At 35.1% G+C, this 16,567-nt stretch carries 18 protein-coding genes and 1 pseudogene; 5 read left to right on the top strand and 14 right to left on the bottom strand.

Annotation, left to right across the window (positions count from 1 at the left end; all coding sequences use genetic code 11):
* The first annotated feature begins 22 nt into the window (after positions 1–22).
* Complete coding sequence (locus AAEO57_RS06535; RefSeq protein ID WP_341690770.1) at positions 23–1,246, top strand: sensor histidine kinase; 1,224 nt, start codon at positions 23–25, stop codon at positions 1,244–1,246.
* A gap of 1 nt (position 1,247) precedes the next feature.
* Here AAEO57_RS06535 and AAEO57_RS06530 read toward each other — a convergent pair whose 3' ends face one another.
* From AAEO57_RS06530 to AAEO57_RS06515, 4 genes are all read right to left on the bottom strand, one after another.
* The gene (locus AAEO57_RS06530; protein WP_341690768.1) at positions 1,248–2,774 is read right to left on the bottom strand and encodes an ArnT family glycosyltransferase; all 1,527 of its coding nucleotides are present in this window, start codon (positions 2,772–2,774) and stop codon (positions 1,248–1,250) included.
* Positions 2,775–2,936: 162 nt separating this feature from the next.
* On the bottom strand, positions 2,937–3,986 hold the full coding sequence (locus AAEO57_RS06525; protein ID WP_341690766.1) for an alpha/beta hydrolase: 1,050 nt from the start codon (positions 3,984–3,986) through the stop codon (positions 2,937–2,939).
* A gap of 31 nt (positions 3,987–4,017) precedes the next feature.
* The gene (locus AAEO57_RS06520) at positions 4,018–4,431 is read right to left on the bottom strand and encodes an OsmC family protein (RefSeq protein WP_341690765.1); all 414 of its coding nucleotides are present in this window, start codon (positions 4,429–4,431) and stop codon (positions 4,018–4,020) included.
* 76 nt (positions 4,432–4,507) lie between these two features.
* The gene (locus AAEO57_RS06515; protein ID WP_341690763.1) at positions 4,508–5,380 is read right to left on the bottom strand and encodes a helix-turn-helix domain-containing protein; all 873 of its coding nucleotides are present in this window, start codon (positions 5,378–5,380) and stop codon (positions 4,508–4,510) included.
* A gap of 168 nt (positions 5,381–5,548) precedes the next feature.
* Here AAEO57_RS06515 and AAEO57_RS06510 point away from each other — a divergent pair, with 168 nt between their 5' ends.
* The 4 genes from AAEO57_RS06510 (at position 5,549) to AAEO57_RS06495 (ending at position 7,963) form a co-directional block, all read left to right on the top strand.
* A complete protein-coding gene (locus tag AAEO57_RS06510) occupies positions 5,549–5,821 on the top strand; it encodes a hypothetical protein (protein ID WP_341690761.1) in 273 nt (90 codons plus the stop codon).
* Between the two features lie 191 nt (positions 5,822–6,012).
* Positions 6,013–6,687, top strand: a complete 675-nt coding sequence (locus AAEO57_RS06505; protein ID WP_341690759.1) for an SRPBCC family protein — start codon at positions 6,013–6,015, stop codon at positions 6,685–6,687.
* 315 nt (positions 6,688–7,002) lie between these two features.
* Complete coding sequence (locus AAEO57_RS06500; protein WP_341690756.1) at positions 7,003–7,377, top strand: response regulator; 375 nt, start codon at positions 7,003–7,005, stop codon at positions 7,375–7,377.
* Positions 7,378–7,543: 166 nt separating this feature from the next.
* Entirely contained in the window at positions 7,544–7,963 is a 420-nt protein-coding gene (locus AAEO57_RS06495; RefSeq protein ID WP_341690754.1) for a hypothetical protein, read from the top strand.
* 78 nt (positions 7,964–8,041) lie between these two features.
* On the opposite strand, the gene AAEO57_RS06490 is transcribed toward AAEO57_RS06495, so the two are convergent.
* The 10 genes and pseudogenes from AAEO57_RS06490 to AAEO57_RS06445 all read right to left on the bottom strand — a co-directional run.
* Positions 8,042–8,521 carry a CinA family protein gene (locus AAEO57_RS06490; protein WP_341690752.1) on the bottom strand — a complete coding sequence of 160 codons (480 nt, stop codon included), beginning with the start codon at positions 8,519–8,521 and terminating at the stop codon, positions 8,042–8,044.
* A gap of 24 nt (positions 8,522–8,545) precedes the next feature.
* Positions 8,546–9,154, bottom strand: coding sequence for an SET domain-containing protein (locus AAEO57_RS06485; protein ID WP_341690750.1), 609 nt, complete (start codon positions 9,152–9,154; stop codon positions 8,546–8,548).
* Position 9,155: 1 nt separating this feature from the next.
* Positions 9,156–9,608 carry an adenylyltransferase/cytidyltransferase family protein gene (locus tag AAEO57_RS06480; RefSeq protein WP_341690748.1) on the bottom strand — a complete coding sequence of 151 codons (453 nt, stop codon included), beginning with the start codon at positions 9,606–9,608 and terminating at the stop codon, positions 9,156–9,158.
* 131 nt (positions 9,609–9,739) lie between these two features.
* Complete coding sequence (locus tag AAEO57_RS06475; protein ID WP_341690746.1) at positions 9,740–11,320, bottom strand: FAD-dependent oxidoreductase; 1,581 nt, start codon at positions 11,318–11,320, stop codon at positions 9,740–9,742.
* Positions 11,321–11,776: 456 nt separating this feature from the next.
* On the bottom strand, positions 11,777–12,274 hold the full coding sequence (locus tag AAEO57_RS06470) for a DNA-deoxyinosine glycosylase (protein WP_341690744.1): 498 nt from the start codon (positions 12,272–12,274) through the stop codon (positions 11,777–11,779).
* A 193-nt stretch (positions 12,275–12,467) separates the two neighbouring features.
* Positions 12,468–13,037, bottom strand: a complete 570-nt coding sequence (locus tag AAEO57_RS06465) for a YciE/YciF ferroxidase family protein (protein ID WP_341690742.1) — start codon at positions 13,035–13,037, stop codon at positions 12,468–12,470.
* Between the two features lie 20 nt (positions 13,038–13,057).
* Positions 13,058–15,199, bottom strand: a complete 2,142-nt coding sequence (locus AAEO57_RS06460) for a catalase (protein WP_341690740.1) — start codon at positions 15,197–15,199, stop codon at positions 13,058–13,060.
* A gap of 275 nt (positions 15,200–15,474) precedes the next feature.
* Positions 15,475–15,678 (bottom strand): hypothetical protein, encoded by a 204-nt coding sequence (locus AAEO57_RS06455; RefSeq protein ID WP_341690738.1) that lies wholly within the window; start codon positions 15,676–15,678, stop codon positions 15,475–15,477.
* Positions 15,679–15,716: 38 nt separating this feature from the next.
* Positions 15,717–16,307 carry a DUF6934 family protein gene (locus AAEO57_RS06450; protein ID WP_341690736.1) on the bottom strand — a complete coding sequence of 197 codons (591 nt, stop codon included), beginning with the start codon at positions 16,305–16,307 and terminating at the stop codon, positions 15,717–15,719.
* 54 nt (positions 16,308–16,361) lie between these two features.
* Positions 16,362–16,567 (bottom strand): annotated as a pseudogene (locus AAEO57_RS06445) (hypothetical protein); the annotation flags it as partial.

The following is a 16,567-nucleotide window of genomic DNA, read 5'->3' as shown; positions in this document are numbered from 1 at the left end:
TCAAATATTCAATGAAAACAGCATGGAAGATAACGCAATAAAAATCTTAATAGTAGATGACAAAAAAGAAAACCTACTTTCTTTACAAGTCATTTTGGCTGACCGAGGTTATCAGTTTGTAGAAGCTGCATCCGGAAAAGATGCCTTGCGGATTCTTCTGAAAAACCAGGACTTTGCCATTATCCTGATGGATGTACAAATGCCGTTGATGGATGGTTTTGAAACAGCCGAATTAATCCGCCAGAGTGATAAACTCAAACATGTTCCAATTATTTTTCTGACTGCAAATATGAATTCGAAAGAATATATATTTAAAGGGTATCAGTCTGGTGCTGTAGATTATATGATAAAACCGCTTTCGCCGGAAATATTACAGGCAAAAGTGATGGTTTTTACCGAATTATTCAGAAAAAATCAGGAATTGCGAATTAAAGAGGAAGAAGCGACTGCATTGAATGAAATAATTTTAAAGACCAATGCTGAACTTGCTTCTCAATATGCTGCTATCGAAAAACATGCCGAAGAACTTAAAAAGAAAAACATGGAACTTGATGCTTTTACCTATATATCAAGTCATGATCTTCAGGAACCATTGAGAAAAGTGCAGACTTTTGCCAATCTGATTTTGGCCAATGAATATCAGAATTTGTCGGAAGAAGGAAAAACCAAATTTAACAGAATTCTGTATGCCACTAACAGAATGCGCGAACTAATCAATAGCCTTCTCGCTTTCTCCCGTGCAACTCTTGTAGATAAAAGGTTTGAAAAGGTTGATCTGAATGATATTATTACAGATGTAAAAGAAGCCCTTTGCGAAAATTTACTGGAAAAAAACACAGTCATTACAACTGATTTTCATGATACGGTAAAGGTAATTCCGTTTCAGTTTGTTCAGTTAATGGAAAACCTGATTCATAATGCGATTAAATTTGCCCAGGAAAATGTTCCGTTGCAGATTACTATAAAAAGCCGTTTAATAAGCGGTTCTGATACAGGAAATCCTGAACTTTCCGCAGAAACCAATTATTGTCATATTAGTTTTGAAGATAATGGAATTGGATTTGAACAACAACATCATGAAAAAATATTTGGCGTTTTTCAGAAACTGCACGGACGCGATTTATACGAAGGAACCGGAATAGGTCTGGCAATTGTAAAAAAAATTATGGAAAACCATAATGGCTCCATAAATGCTGTTGGAGAACCGTTGAAAGGAGCTACTTTTAATATTTATATTCCTTGTTAGTTTATTGGGCGTAATTTTTTTCTTCGTTAATTTCCTGCTCGAGTTTTTTATTGATATTTATTTTGGCATTTTTAAAAACAAAAATGGTGGTTTTGTATTCCCTTGCATATTTATTTGTTATTTCGCCTGTAATTTGACCCGCCTGAAAAAATGGACTTGTTTCTGCAAATTCAGTACTATTTTCTTCAAATTCTTTCACCCTGATGAGGTTTTTGTAATACACATTCAGATTAAACCAATTAACATAATCAGCATTAAAAGAAACGGCTTTGATTCCTTTTTTAGTGTAATAATTTATAGCTCCTGCCTGTCCGTAATTGTCACAAAGCACCAGTGTATTTTCTGATTTTGGAAACAAGGCATAAACCGAATCCGTTTTTCGGGTTAACTCTTTCCAGCCAAGCATATCGGCAAAATCCTGAGGCAAATCATGGTCTTTCCCGTCTTCCCAACGCAGCATTCCTAACTTTTTATATTTCTCGGGATGCTGTACAATGTATTCTGGGCTTTTGTTTGGAAAAGCTAAGTTGTACATCGGAATAAAAAACAATAGCGGAATCAAAATAAAAACCGGCTGTATATATTTTTTCCAGCCTGTCTTCAGCAAATCTGCCAGAAAAACAGATCCAAAAGCAATATAAATAGGATATAAACCAATCGCATAATACGCTTTGGCTTTGAAATAAATAAAAACGATCAGCGTAAAAATTATCGAACTGAAAAAGAATTTGTATTTCGAAAATGGCTGGTAAAAAAGTAGAGCATACAAAGACGAAAGTATAACTAGAAATGATCCAATAAAAAATAGTAATTGCTCTTTTAAGAATCCGATCCGGTCAACATTAACAAGTTGTGTTTCGGCCAGTTCTTTCATATGGTGCACAATCGGAAATTGATTATTGTATTGCCACAATAAATTAGGTAAAATCAATAGTAAGCCTAAAAGCATGGCAAAATAAAGTTGTTTATTAGCCAGCATTTTTCTTTCACCTGATAATAAAAGGGCAGGCAGCAGACCAATAAGAAGAAAAACAATATTGTATTTGTTTAAAAACCCTAGTGCAAATACAATGAAACCAATATAAAACCATTTGGGATTTTTTGTTTTTACATACTGAATAACAATGTAGTAAAAAGCGGTCCAGCTTAACACATCAAACGAATTGGGCTGATACAGCATATTGATTCTCAATAAAGATGAAAAAACTATACAGGTTGCACCCAAAATTAAAGCATATAAATTTCCTTTGAGCAATTCAATTGTTTTCCAGACAATTAGCAATGTTAAAGCACCAAATAAAGCAGGGAAAAATTTAATCCAAAAAACAGAATTGCCAAGTAAAAAAATAAGATAAGAAACCCAGGAGGTAAGAGGTGGAACCGATAGATAACCCCATGCCAAATGATGTGCCTGATCAAGATGCAGGTATTCATCACGCTGCAAATCATATTCCGGGCTCAGTAATACATATTGCAGAATAAATTTTAAAAAGACGAATCCAATTAAAATGAGTATTTTTTTGTTCATGCGGCTTTTGGTTTCAGGTTTCTCTTAGGGGAGAATTATTTAAATCAACTGTATTTTCATAGCTAAGATAGGGTTTATTTCAATTCAGAACATTTCAGATTATGACTCCAAAACAAAAAGCTCCAGATTTCTCTGAAGCTTAGTTTTTTATTTATTTTGAAGTTATTTCAACGTTGATTTAATAACCACAGCAGCCTGCTGAACAGCAATTTGAATCGCCGGAACATGTGCAATCGGATTTAAAAGTCCGTAATCATGTATCAGACCGTTGTATCTTGTTAAGGTTACAGGAACTCCGGCTTCATTTAATTTTCTCGCATAAGCTTCGCCTTCATCTCTCAAAACATCATTTTCAGCAGTCTGAACCAATGCAGGAGGAAGGTCTTTTAATTCTGTTAAACTTGCCTGTAACGGAGCAGCATATTTTTCTAATCTTTTTGAAGCGTCAGGAAGGTAATTATCCCAAAACCATTTCATCATATTTTTAGTAAGGAAACGCCCGTTGGCATATAAATTATATGATTCCGTTTCAAAATTAGCATCGGTTACAGGCCATAGAAGAACTTGCAGTTTAATGTGAGGCCCTTTTTTATCTTTTGCCATCAGAGTAATAGCTGCAGTCATATTTCCGCCCACACTGTTTCCAACAACAGCCAGGTTTTTACCATCGACACCAATTTCTTTTCCGTTTTCGGCTACCCATTGTGTTGCCGCATAAATCTCGTTGATTGCTACCGGATATTTAGCTTCAGGTGAAGGTGTATAGTCCGGAAAAACCGCTACAGCACCGCTTTCAACAACCAAATCTCTTACCAGTCTTCTGTGGGTTGGATAATCTCCCAAAACCCATCCACCTCCGTGGATGAAGATAAAAACCGGAGCATTTGCTTTGGCTCCTTTAGGTTTAGTTATATGAATTTTTACTTTTAAACCGTTTTGTGAAATCACTTTTTCAGATTCTTCGATACCTGAATAATCAACTTCGACAGATTTTTGTGCGCCAACTAAAACATTTCTGGCGTCAGCAACAGATAATTGTTCCAATGGTTTTCCGTCACCTGAGTTTAATGCGTTTAAAAAACTACGGACTTCTGTAAATATTTCGGGATCATTTTGTCCTTTAAAAGGTCTTTCCTGTGCCATAATTACTGTATTTAGAGTTAATAATGTAACTATAAATATACTTCTTTGTATTGATTTTATTGTTTTCATGATATTATTTTTTAATGTAAAATTCTGATAATTAATTAATAAGGTTTGCCTGTAGCACGATTTCGAAAGAAAATGCCTGACTAACCGGACAAGTTTCTTCTGCACCTTTAGCAATTTTTAAAAAGGCTTCTTCTGTGATTCCCGGAACTTTAGCGTTTAAAACTAAAAGCGATTGTGTAATTTTCCCATCGCTTAAAGTAATGGTAGATTGTGTAGTCAATTCTTCAGGTGTGAATCCTGCGGTGGTTAAATCTAAGCTCAACTTCATGGTGAAACAGCCGGCGTGTGCTGCTGCCAGTAATTCTTCTGGATTGGTACCAATCCCTTCAGCAAAACGGCTGTTGAAAGAATATTGTGTTTTGTTTAATACGGTACTGTCTGTAGTAAGTGTTCCGTTTCCTGTTTTGATGTCACCGTTCCAAACGGCTTGTGCTTTACGTTTCATATCTTTATGTTTTATCATTTATAATTTGATGAGACAAAGATATGGTGGTACTAAAGCGATAAAAATAGATAAAAGTCTATTCTAATTGTACATTTTTCCCTTGAAGGTATTTTTTCTTGAAATTAGAAGGAGTGTCGCCCACTTTATTGGTAAAAAGACGGTTAAAATAGGCAGGATCTTCATAACCCAGTTGGTAGGCGATTTCTTTTACACTTAAATTAGAATAACCTAAAAGCCTTTTTGCCTCCAGAATTATCCGGTCTTTAATAATATCGTTGGGTTGTGCGAGTCCCATACGGTTGAATTTATTCGAAAGTGTTTTCGGTGCCAGTCCCAGGATATCCGCATAATCGGCTACAGTATGTTTGGTTCTGAAATGAATTTCGACCAGGCGGCTGAAGTCTCTGAAAAAATCCATTTCTTTTGAAGGTTCCTCGTTTAAAACACCCAATTGCTGTATTTTCCAGATTCTGGTAGCTTTTATAATCAGCTGTTTCAGATATGTCCTGATCATTTCTTCCTGCGAAGAGTCGGGAGCTTCAAATTCTCCCTGAATCTGCTGATAAATGGCGCCTATAAACGAAATTTCCTTTTCAGGCAGAATTGTCATTGGCATTTCAAAAATATTATTAAACAGCAATCCATCGCAGGCAACTTCGGCATCATGAATCTGAACACAATAAAAATCACGATTGTAATACATAAAATACCCGTCTTTTTTTCCTTTTCTTTCAATTTGTAAATACTGGTTACTATTTATAAAAAAAAGGGAAGGACTGTTGGTCTGATACTTTTTGAAATCAATTGTAACCGAGTATTCCTCAGGCAGAAAAAGTACTTTGATATAAGGTTTGTAATATTCGCCGTTGACTTCTTCGACAGCTTCCTGATGAAGTGGCAAAAAGCCCAGTTTTTTATAATTGGATTCAAAAAGATTATGCGGTTTCATAGAGATACTTTAAGACAAGTAAATTTAGTCATTTTCAAAAAGAGATCAGAATAATGTTTAAAATCTTTAAAATACTGATAATTATGTAATTCGGATTTTTAATTCTGTAAAATCATCATTTATGAGACGAATAATTTTGAAATCAGTTAACTTTTAAAACAAAGTATCATGGAAAAATTAATCAATCAGGAAAATTTCGAAAACATAAAAGAAACCATAGAAAACAAAATTAGTGGAATATCTGCAAACCACTTGCTATGTGCCGGCCTGGGGACATTAGCTTTATCTTCGGGACTTAAACTGGCAGGGAAAAAGCAAGCCGCCTCATTAGTCGGAAAATTGTTTATTACGCTGGTAGCAATCGGACTTTATAAAAAATACAAAGATTCTTCAGATTCCAAACCGGAAACTAAGCTGGAAAATTCTGAAACCTACGAATGATAAAAATGTGTTTCCCAGGTTTGCAGATTGTGTTTTTTTCGTGCTGATATTTTTGCATAAACTGGATTCATGGGAACACTTTTTTTATATCCGGTAAATTGTGTAAGCAATAGCAGAAATAATATAAATAAAATTTATTCTGATTTTTTAACTTTAATCTATTGGAATAAAGTGAATTAAAATAAATAATTATGGAAACGAATAGAACTGCACTGGCACAAAAACTCAAAAATATAAGAATGAAAACTAATGTATCGGCTTTCGAAAGAATAGTGATGTTAACCAGCGGAAGCTATCTGCTGTACAAAGGCTTGTCTGAAGAAAAAAAGAATGTAGGGAAAATCGGTACTGGTGGCACAATGCTTTTAAGAGGTCTTTCAGGTTATTGCCCAGTATATGATGCTGTTGACCATCTGAAAAACGGCAAGGCTTCAAACATAAATATCAGAATCAACAGTACTGTCAATAAACCCATTGCAGCTGTGTATGCTTTTTGGAGGGATTTTGAAAATTTCCCGAAATTTATGAAACATTTAGATTCGGTTAAGCCTATTAACTATACCACTTCTAAATGGACAGTAAAAGGTCCTGCAGGCATAGGGAAAATTTCATGGAAGGCAGAAATAGTAAAAGATGAAAAAGAAAAAATAATCAGTTGGAATTCCTTGCCGGATTCAGCTGTAAAAAATGCGGGAAAAGTTACGTTTAAACCAAAAGGAAACGCAACAGAAATTGATATAACGATTTCATATCATGCTCCTCTTGGTGTTGCGGGAGAAGGCGCTGCAAAATTACTTAATCCGTATTTTGCGAAATTGGTAAAAGACGATGTTATGAATTTTAAAACTTATTTAGAGTCAATTTGATTCTAATTTTTTTGCATGCTCAGGTTCGTAAGTAAGCCTGTGATGGTTGTATCAACGTCACAGGCTTTTGGCATGTGAATTATATAATAATATATTGAAATTATGTAAAATCGACATTTTTTATGAATGTATTTTTATGTAAATCAATTAGTTAATTGATAATCAAAAAACATTTGTATTTTTATTTTACAAAATTAAATCATTAAATTATATGAGAAAAAAAATACTTTACTGACTTCGGGATTGTTTTTGCTAATCTCATTTTAAAGGTGAGATCTAAACTGCATAAGAAAATAACTTTTCAAGAAAACAATTATGAAGTATAAAAATATTTTACAAATTGATGACGATTGCGATGATTGCAGTTTCTTTCTGGATGCACTCAGGCAGGTTTCTAAAGCAGGTTATGTGGCTATTCATAATCCGGTTCATGCTTTACAACAGCTGGCAGGCAACGAAATCCGGCCAGATCTAATTTTCCTGGACATCAATATGCCTGTAATGAATGGCATGGAATTGTTATACGAAATCAAAAAGAAAGAATCTATAAAAGACATACCTGTCATTATTTTTTCAACATCTATTCCTCCAGACGTCAAAAGTAAATTTCAGAATTTGGGTGCATTTGATTACTGTATCAAACCTAATGACTTTAGTGTTCTTAAAAACATGCTGAGAGATTTACTTTAAATTTTAAAGTCAATAATACATTGCCAGATGCATTAGTTTAAATTTAATTAATGTTTTTTTTATGTTTTAATTCTCTGATAATTATGTAATTAGTTTGGTTTTTTGTGTAAAAAAAGCATACTGTTTTCTCATAATTTTGATTTAATAAACTTAAAAAACAGGAGATATGACAACACAAAATAACGGAAATTACGGCAGAGATGTTCGTAATTTTCATCATCCGGAAGACGACCGTAAATCTGACGAAAGCTACGTTGATCAATATCAAAAAGATCATGATGAGGAACAAATTGTAAATCAGGACAACGATATTGTGAATAATGAAGATCAGGATGACTTAGGTAATGAATTTTCAAATGCTCTGGAAAGAAAAAAGGATTATTCGGATGAAAATTTAGAAGAATTGGATGAAGAAACAGATCCGAATGATATAGACGATGATCTCAATGAAGATTATGATGAAAATGACCGTGATATAAATGATTATGCAACAGACAGGTTTGAAAAAGACGAGCTGGATGTAGAATATGATATTGACAAGGATCTTGAAGAAACCGATCCGGTTAACAAACCCAGACAGTTTTAAAATAATGTCAGGCTGAGCGGAGGTCGGAGCCCTTTTGGAATAATAAGTCTTCGACCTCCGCTAAGGATGACAATTTTATTAAGAATCTATGCTGCTAAGAATTAGTTCAGCCGTTTTATTAATAGCTTTTAAGGTAATTTCTTCCTGATTTCCTGAAAAAACTTCGCGATGAATAATCTTCGAGGAAGGTGTTATGATATAAAAAAAAATAGTTCCTACTGGCTTTTCTTTGGTTTCACTGCCTCCGGGTGTTGTCAGCCCTGTAATTGCCACAGTAATTTTTGAATTGAATATGTTGGATGATTGCTTTGCGAGAATTTCTGTTACTTCAGCAGATTCCGGGGTATATTTCTCTATGACAGTGTGAGGAACATTTAAAATCTGCTCCTTTACAAATACTTCATAGCAAACTATTCCTCCGCGCAAAATGGAACCTGAATTTTCTGTCAGCGCAAATTCAGCACTCATTCTTCCGGCAGTGGCACTTTCAGCAAAAGCAATATTCCATCCTTTTGAAGCTATTGCTTTACTGCATTTTATAACGATATCTGAAGGCATACAATAGTGTTTTAGTAGTAGATACTAAGAAGCATTTTTTACCTTTACATTATGATGGTAATGACATTCCAATATCGATTTCATTTGATTAGGGTTGTGAATACCATTTACAAATTCTTTCCAGTTATTTTTAGGAATTAATTGCAGCAAAGGCTGTTCTGTTTCTAATACTTTTGGTGCGTTTTCTAGAATTAAGGCATCCCATTCTTTGTAAAAAGTTAATATATCATCAGGATAAACGGCTTTTCTGGTAGTACCTTCGTCGATGGCTTGAAAAGGTTTTTCAACATTGAGATACCCATAGTCGTCTGTGAGTTCTTCTCCTGGATAAATATCTCTGATGGCAATTTCAAAATCATACGGAGTGCTAAAACAGCTTGGTTTGAAACTATGGTTTACAAATTTTGCATTATCCCAGCACAATACCATTTCACCGTTTTTGTTTACAAAAGAATAAGTGTCAAGGAATTTTTTTATGGCAGGATTCACATTTGCTGCCTGTGTAGGCGTAAAAATTTGATCCAGATCGTCCTGAACCCAGGTAATAGTGCCTCTTGGGATAAGTTTTGTTGCTACAACGCCGTATCCTATTTCAGCGCTTATAAAACGGATTTCGGTATCAGGATGTATCATGTTACACTAATTTTAAGCATTCACACTCATATACTTCTCTTCGGAGTCCACTGCTGGAAAAACGGTGATTGCGCTTATTGAAAACTAGTCTGATACCCATTTTTTCGCAATAATCACGACCCGTAAAATCTTTATCTCTGTATTCTTCTCCAAGAATGCGCACATCAACAGGAAGCGTCTGAAGAATATCCTGAAGATCCTGCTCTGTAGAATATGGAATAATTTCATCTACAAATTTACAACCTTTTAGCTGAATATATCTTTCTACAACAGACTGAGTTGGACTGTTTTTTTCGGGTCTGTCTAAGGTAGGATCAGTCTGTAAGCCTACAATTAAATAATCACAGTGTAATTTTGCTTCTTCAAGCATTCTCACATGACCTGCATGCAGTAAATCAAAGGCACTAAATGTAATTCCGGTTACGGGAAGTGTTTTTTTAAAATGTTCTGTCATGATGTTCTAAATTTTAAAGTAGTTCTGTGATATACGGTGTAATTTTTTGCGATTGATAGCAAAAATAGAATCACACAGTAAAGATTTCTTATAATTTAAAACTTAGGAGTTACATAATTTACAGTTATTGATTATTTAAGGTCAATTCGATTTAAATTACTTTCTGCCGGACCATTAAGCACAGAGCCATCCGTTGCAAATCGTGAACCGTGGCAGGGACAGTCAAAGGATTTTTCATCATTATTCCATTGTACAATGCAGCCAAGATGCGGGCAGACTGCAGAGAACGCCTTTAATGATTTGTCATAATCACGATATACTGCAATTTTCCGGAGCCCCAACGAAATCACACCACCTTCACCCTCTGATAAATCAGCTGTATTTTGTAAATCAGATCGGCTAATCCAGTCCAGATATTGTGAAGCCATATTACCTGCTTCTTTAACAAAATTGCCTGCTGTTTTTAAGGTAATTCTGGACGGATTGTACAAATTTTGCCATTTATTTTTTATGCCCATGATCGTATCACAAATAATCATGGCGCCGATTGTAGTATGTGTCATTCCGTTTCCGGAATCTCCTGTAATGATGTAAATATTATCATCCCCCGGATTTTTTCCCATAAAACCTAATGAATCAACTGGTTCCATTACCTGTCCTGACCACCGGTATGAAATGTCTTCCAGAAGAGGAAAATAATTTCGTGTCCAGGCTTCAAGTCTCTCGTATCGCTCTGTTTCGGGAATACCTTCTTCATCGGCCTGTCCGGTTTTATGATCTTCACCTCCTGAAATCAGTAAATCATAATTGTCGTCATAGCTTTCTAAACGAACATAGTGATAAGGTTGTGAAACCCACTTTGACTCCTGATCTCCGGTATCCCACCAAAGAGAATACGGGAGCTGTCCTTTTGGAATCTTTCCCCCAATAACATACGTTCTGTAGGCGTGTTGTTTGGTGTGTATGGTTACAGTATCATTGATTGGGGTATTGGTTGCCACGACAATATGATCTGCCGAAAAGGTGTAACCATTGACTTTAGCACCTTCTTTTGTAATATCTTCTGCATGTGCTTCGGTATAAATGATTCCGCCAAGCGAAATAATAGCTTCAGCTAGTCCTTTAAGATAATGCAGAACATGAAACTGCGCCTGATTGCTAAATACCAGACATCTTTCTTTCTCACAATTTACCAATGCCGGAACACCTTTTAGCAAAAAGGTCTGTAATCCCGCTTTTTGCGTAACCTGAAATTCCTTGTCAAGACGCTCTTCTTTATCGGTTGGATGCAGGAACAAATAGCCGTTTACTCTTTTAAAAGAACAATCTATATTTAAATCAGTAACAATTTTTTCTATCTCATCGATGGCAGCTTCATGACTTTCTGCTGCTAGTTTTGCAGCATTTTCTCCAAAAGTTTTTTCAATAAAATAGTAGCGGTCATCGAGTGCGCAGGTTAGATGTGCTGTTGTTCTTCCGGTTTCGCCGCTGCCTATAAATCCATCTTCGGCTAATGTTACTTTTTTACCAGCTTTCAGTAATTTATAGGCTGTAGTGAGACCTGCAATTCCACCGCCTATAATGAGTACTTCGGTCTGGATGTCATGACTTGGTGTGTCAAATGAGAGGATAGGGGTAGTGTCAACCCAGAAAGAAACATTTTTTCCCGAAGTAATACTGGAGCTTTTTAAGGTAATATCTGATTTGTCCATAATATTTTTAATTTAAAGTGTGTTTTTTACGAAGCACTGATTTGTCATTTGGTATTGAACCCGTTTTCTGAAGTGTATCTGCAACTTTCATAATCATTTCTCAAAGATGATTTCATCGTTTACAGATAAACTGGTTTCAACCCAATACTGTATATTGATTTGAATTGTATTCTGTAAAGTAAATCCGTGAAGTTTTGATGCAATGAAAAAGAAAATTAGAATCTCCAAAACGGCAAATATTGCTTTCGGTCAACAAAATTATAGTAGTAGCCTTCAATCTGATGTGTAATATCGTTTACAAATTCTTCCATAAAAATGTTGATTAAAATTTAAATAGCGATACATGATATCTTTATGTGTTAAAATATCAATTAGTTAGCTTATTTAAAATTAATGAACACTATAACCGAAAAATTACAGGATATCGTGATTTGTTTATATAATTGACTCGGGCGATTAAATTAAAACATGAGCGATTTCAGCTAAAACTTGCCACATTTCAATTTTTTGACTGAGTGAAGTTCCCGCATTCAGACCACTTGTTGATGGTAACACATGATAGCAAATACCGCTTTGCTGCTGAAGATGTTTTTTGTAAAATTGGGATGCAGATTTACTTTCAAAAAAAACATGTTTGATATTAGGGAAGTGGTGATGAAAGTGGTTAAAGTCATTTGGCACTTCATTTTTAATTTTAGAATCACTGCTTCCTTCCCTTACACACGATGCCAGAACATGCCATAACCCGATTTTGTGTTTTTTCAATAGCGCTTTTCGATCCTCATAAGAAGAACTGAAATCTTCTCCAAAAATGGTAAACATAATTTTCCAGAAACGATTGCCTTTATTGGCATAATATTGCTGCTGGGCTATTGACTGATCGCCAGGCATGGTTCCTAGAATTAGTATTTTAGTAGAATTGTCTACAAGCGGTTCTAAGGCTTTTTTATGCATAACGAATAATTAAAAACAGTCGTTGAGTGAAATTTAAAAAGTGTCAGTCTGAACGGAGTCGAAGTCCTCTCGGTTTCAGAAGCCTTCTACTTCGCTCAGCATGACATCTGTTTGCAGCAAGATAACACAAAAAAAACATCTGCACAGTGTACAGATGTTTTTAAAATATGATGAAAAAATAACTAGCAGGAGGCTATTCAGCAGCTACTAGATTGACGGCATTTAATGCTATATCATTAAGTAAACAATCGGCCTCTTTTTCTTCTGCCAGAGTTTTTGTCAGTAATTTTACAGTATCGTTTTCGCCCAGTGCTTTAGCAAAGGCACATAAAGTACCATAAGATGCAATTTCATAATGTTCGATTTTTTGCGATGCTGCAATTATGCCGGCATCCCTGACTGCGCCCGGAAGAGTTTCCTGAAGAATGCTGTCGCCCTCTTTTAGTAATCCGGCCATGGCTTCGCATTTCTTTCCTTCGGCTTTTTCTCCAAGCAATTCAAAAACTTTATTAAGTCTGATTACTTGATTTTCAGTAACTGCAAGATGTTCCAAAATAGCAACAGTAAGGGCAGGAGATGTGGCATTTGAAGCCATTTTGGGCAACGCACCAATGAGAGCATTTTCTGCCCAGTAGATATCTTTAAGACTATCTATAAAAAAAGTTCTTAATTCTGAAGCAGCATCTGTTGATGGAGATACAATATTTTTACTATCTCTTGAAACGGCAGTTTTATTTTGAGTAGATTTTACTGAATTTTTCATTTTGTTAGTTTTTTTGAATGTTAGTTGTATAGGTTTTCTTCGCGTTCCCAAATACGATGATTTGCAATAGCTGTGATAAAATCCTCAGCAAAGGTTTCGGTTGCAGGTTCGGTGGTCAGTACAATTCCGGGATCATTATCATTTAATTTTGCCGAAAAAGGAATATCTCTCAGAAAATTTATTCCTTCGCCATCTGCACCAATAACTTTGCAATGTTTGTAAGCGTCAGTCAGGAATTCAATTACATCATCGTTTCCTGCAAGGACATTTAGGCTTTCTCCATGCGGAATATAGACTGCATCAAAAAGTACAGATGAGGTAGTCAGAAAACTAAAACCTACAGCAATCGCACCGCCTGTGTCCGTAATAACAGATCCTAAATTTGGAGCAATTACACAACCTTTGGCATCTTGTTTTAAAAGAGCACTTTTAATATTCATTACAGCAGCTTCAGAAACACCATCGGCAGCAATAATGGCTACTTTTCTGGTCGCAATTGTTGGGGAATTTGTTGGATTTTTAATCATTGAAAGTGAATCAGAAGAATCTACTGATGACTTTACAGTTTTAGATTCCTGATTTCCCATTTCATTTTCAGGAGAAACCCCATGATTTATTGGTTTTTCTGGTGCAGGAGGAACTGTAGCACCAAGTCCTTCTGCAACTTTTTCTGCCAGTTGTTTGTCTACCTGAGATAAAAGTCCCAGCATTCTGATTCTGATAGCGGTGGTTTCTACTTTGCCCAATTCAAAACGAAGCGCTTTTACAATATGGCTTTTTTCTGTTGGGGTCTGGCTATTGAAAAATAATTTAGCCTGTCCAAAATGATCGGCAAAACTTTTACTTCTTTCCCTTACTTTATGAGCATCAACACGTTCGTTAAAACTTGAAAAACCGCCCTCGCTAATTTTTGCCTGAAAAGGACAGCCGCCTCCAAGCGAATTAGGATGATAACTTACACGTCCTTTGTTAATTTCCTGACGCATGTGTCCGTCGCGTTGATGGTTATGAACCGGAGCTACGCTTCTGTTAATCGGAATTTCATGAAAATTTGGACTTCCTAATCTCGAAAGCTGAGTATCGGTATAAGAAAATAATCTTCCCTGAAGCAGCGGATCGTTTGTAAAATCAATTCCGGGTACAACATGACCAGGGTGAAAAGCAATTTGTTCTGTTTCGGCAAAGAAATTATCCGGATTTTTGTTCAGTACCATTCTTCCAATGATGGTTACCGGGACTAGCTCTTCGGGAACAATTTTGGTTGGATCAAGTAAATCAAATTCGTATTTGTGTTCGTCATTCTGTGGAATTACCTGAATACCTAATTCCCATTCAGGAAAATTTCCTGATTCAATGGCTTCCCATAAATCCTGTCTGTGAAAATCAGGATTGTTGCCTGAAATTTTTAATGCTTCATCCCATACTACTGCATGTGTTCCCAATTTGGGTTTCCAATGGAATTTTACAAAAGAAGATTCACCAGCTTCATTAATTAATCTGAAAGTGTGTACACCAAATCCTTCCATCATGCGATAACTTCTTGGAATAGCCCGGTCTGACATTGCCCACATAATCATGTGCATGGACTCCGGCATTAAGGAAATAAAGTCCCAAAAAGTATCATGAGCAGAGGCGGCCTGAGGGATTTCATTATGGGGTTCTGGTTTTACAGCATGAACCAAATCCGGAAATTTTGAGGCATCCTGAATGAAAAATATTGGAATATTGTTTCCTACAAGATCGTAATTGCCTTCCTGAGTATAAAATTTCACGGCAAAACCTCTTACATCTCTGGCAAGATCAGAAGATCCCCTAAAACCAGCGACTGTTGAGAAGCGTACAAAAACGGGTGTTTTTAATCCGGCTTCCTGCAAAAATCCGGCTTTGGTTAATTCAGGTATTGGATTGGTCACTTCGAAAAAGCCATGTGCTCCTGACCCACGTGCATGTACAATTCGTTCAGGAATTCGTTCATGGTCAAAATGGGTAATTTTTTCTCTTAATATAAAATCTTCTAGCAGTGATGGACCTCTATCACCAGCTTTGAGCGAGTTATTGTCATCATTAATACGAACGCCCTGATCGGTAGTCAGGAACTTATTGGTTCCATCTGATTTGTTTAGCGACAGATCACGTTGTTTTTCATCCTGGAAATTTTTCATAAAATGTATTTTTAGTTAATTTTTTTTTGAAGTTTTCAGATAATATTCTACGGAATAATTTTAAGTATCTGATTATCTGTTTATTTCAAAAATAATTGATCTGTTTTTTACGATTTTATAAAATTGCTTTTTAAGATTGCACAATTACCATTATTGAAAAATGATTAAAACACCCGTATTTTAAGGATGTGTTAAGTTATGATGAAGTAAAATTTAAAGCATAAAAAAAACACCCCGATTGAGGTGTTTTTGATTTTTGAATTTAAAAATATTAGCTAGAATGCGCTATTTTGCATTTTTATTATTTGATCTATTTTTTCAGGAGAGTCAAATGCATTTTGAAAAAGTTTGCTCTTTTCCTTCGCAAATTTTTCTACAGCTTCCAACTCCTGAATGGTCATTTTAGGACGGCCTGCCCAAAAGTTGGTAGATTTTTCAATCTTTTTTTCTACTAAATCCTTTAATTGTTTTGCTCCCATAACGTTACAAATATACTGTTTTTTTATTAGGTGTATAATTACAGTCCGCTTTTTAACTTAAATAAAACAAATTGATAATCAGCTGTTTTGTCTTTGTTGTATTTTTCAATACTCTTTAAATTAACACCTTTGCTGAGTGATGTGAGGTCTTTTTGCCGAATTATTCTTTCGTGTTCTTTTCCTTTTCGAAGTATCGTTTGTTTCTTTTCAATGATTCTTATTTCTTCTTTAATTTTCCCTCCTGATATCTCCATATATTGTATCAGCGAATCAATATTAGAAGAAATTTTTTGTTTGTACAAACGATGTTTATGCAGTGTATTTCCAAAAAATAAAATAGTATAATCGGGATTTGAAACAAAAAAATGGAGGATACACATCATTACAGTAGCCAAAACTTCATCATAATCATTATTGTTAATTGAAGAAAGGTCATTAACAGTAACAGTATTCCCGTGATTTTCCAGATTTCCAAAGCCGATGCTGTACCAGTTCAGCGTTTTATTGATTGGAGAAATAGATACAATTTTCGTTATTTCCTGTATCCCGACGCTAATGAACCTAAACTGGTAAACTTCATTAGTAATTCCTTCGAAACTATAATTGTACGCTTTATCTAAAAAATCCAATTTGATTTATTTCTATTTGAAAGTAAATATATATAATTTGACACTAGTGTCCACTTAAAATAAGTTAAAAACCAGCTGGTTAGTATTATGTTCATTGATATTATTGTAATCTGATTTCATAAGTAGTTCATTTATAGATGTTTTATCGAGTAATGATGCGGATAAAATTTGTAGAATTTCGTAGGTTGAGCGATTGATTTTTAAATCTTTTGCTATTATAGAGACCAAGCAGTAAGTCACAATTGCTACATTAATTTGAA

Origin of the sequence: Flavobacterium calami (assembly GCF_038290035.1) — a bacterium.
Lineage (GTDB): Bacteria > Bacteroidota > Bacteroidia > Flavobacteriales > Flavobacteriaceae > Flavobacterium > Flavobacterium calami.
This window is presented reverse-complemented; position numbering and strand designations above follow the sequence as displayed.

What these genes read in the sequence shown, in the direction of transcription:
- AAEO57_RS06535 (WP_341690770.1), top strand. Translation starts at nt 23, where the DNA reads ATGGAAGATAACGCAATAAAAATCTTAATAGTAGATGACAAAAAAGAA.
- AAEO57_RS06530 (WP_341690768.1), bottom strand. Translation starts at nt 2,774, where the DNA reads ATGAACAAAAAAATACTCATTTTAATTGGATTCGTCTTTTTAAAATTT.
- AAEO57_RS06525 (WP_341690766.1), bottom strand. Translation starts at nt 3,986, where the DNA reads ATGAAAACAATAAAATCAATACAAAGAAGTATATTTATAGTTACATTA.
- AAEO57_RS06520 (WP_341690765.1), bottom strand. Translation starts at nt 4,431, where the DNA reads ATGAAACGTAAAGCACAAGCCGTTTGGAACGGTGACATCAAAACAGGA.
- AAEO57_RS06515 (WP_341690763.1), bottom strand. Translation starts at nt 5,380, where the DNA reads ATGAAACCGCATAATCTTTTTGAATCCAATTATAAAAAACTGGGCTTT.
- AAEO57_RS06510 (WP_341690761.1), top strand. Translation starts at nt 5,549, where the DNA reads ATGGAAAAATTAATCAATCAGGAAAATTTCGAAAACATAAAAGAAACC.
- AAEO57_RS06505 (WP_341690759.1), top strand. Translation starts at nt 6,013, where the DNA reads ATGGAAACGAATAGAACTGCACTGGCACAAAAACTCAAAAATATAAGA.
- AAEO57_RS06500 (WP_341690756.1), top strand. Translation starts at nt 7,003, where the DNA reads ATGAAGTATAAAAATATTTTACAAATTGATGACGATTGCGATGATTGC.
- AAEO57_RS06495 (WP_341690754.1), top strand. Translation starts at nt 7,544, where the DNA reads ATGACAACACAAAATAACGGAAATTACGGCAGAGATGTTCGTAATTTT.
- AAEO57_RS06490 (WP_341690752.1), bottom strand. Translation starts at nt 8,521, where the DNA reads ATGCCTTCAGATATCGTTATAAAATGCAGTAAAGCAATAGCTTCAAAA.
- AAEO57_RS06485 (WP_341690750.1), bottom strand. Translation starts at nt 9,154, where the DNA reads ATGATACATCCTGATACCGAAATCCGTTTTATAAGCGCTGAAATAGGA.
- AAEO57_RS06480 (WP_341690748.1), bottom strand. Translation starts at nt 9,608, where the DNA reads ATGACAGAACATTTTAAAAAAACACTTCCCGTAACCGGAATTACATTT.
- AAEO57_RS06475 (WP_341690746.1), bottom strand. Translation starts at nt 11,320, where the DNA reads ATGGACAAATCAGATATTACCTTAAAAAGCTCCAGTATTACTTCGGGA.
- AAEO57_RS06470 (WP_341690744.1), bottom strand. Translation starts at nt 12,274, where the DNA reads ATGCATAAAAAAGCCTTAGAACCGCTTGTAGACAATTCTACTAAAATA.
- AAEO57_RS06465 (WP_341690742.1), bottom strand. Translation starts at nt 13,037, where the DNA reads ATGAAAAATTCAGTAAAATCTACTCAAAATAAAACTGCCGTTTCAAGA.
- AAEO57_RS06460 (WP_341690740.1), bottom strand. Translation starts at nt 15,199, where the DNA reads ATGAAAAATTTCCAGGATGAAAAACAACGTGATCTGTCGCTAAACAAA.
- AAEO57_RS06455 (WP_341690738.1), bottom strand. Translation starts at nt 15,678, where the DNA reads ATGGGAGCAAAACAATTAAAGGATTTAGTAGAAAAAAAGATTGAAAAA.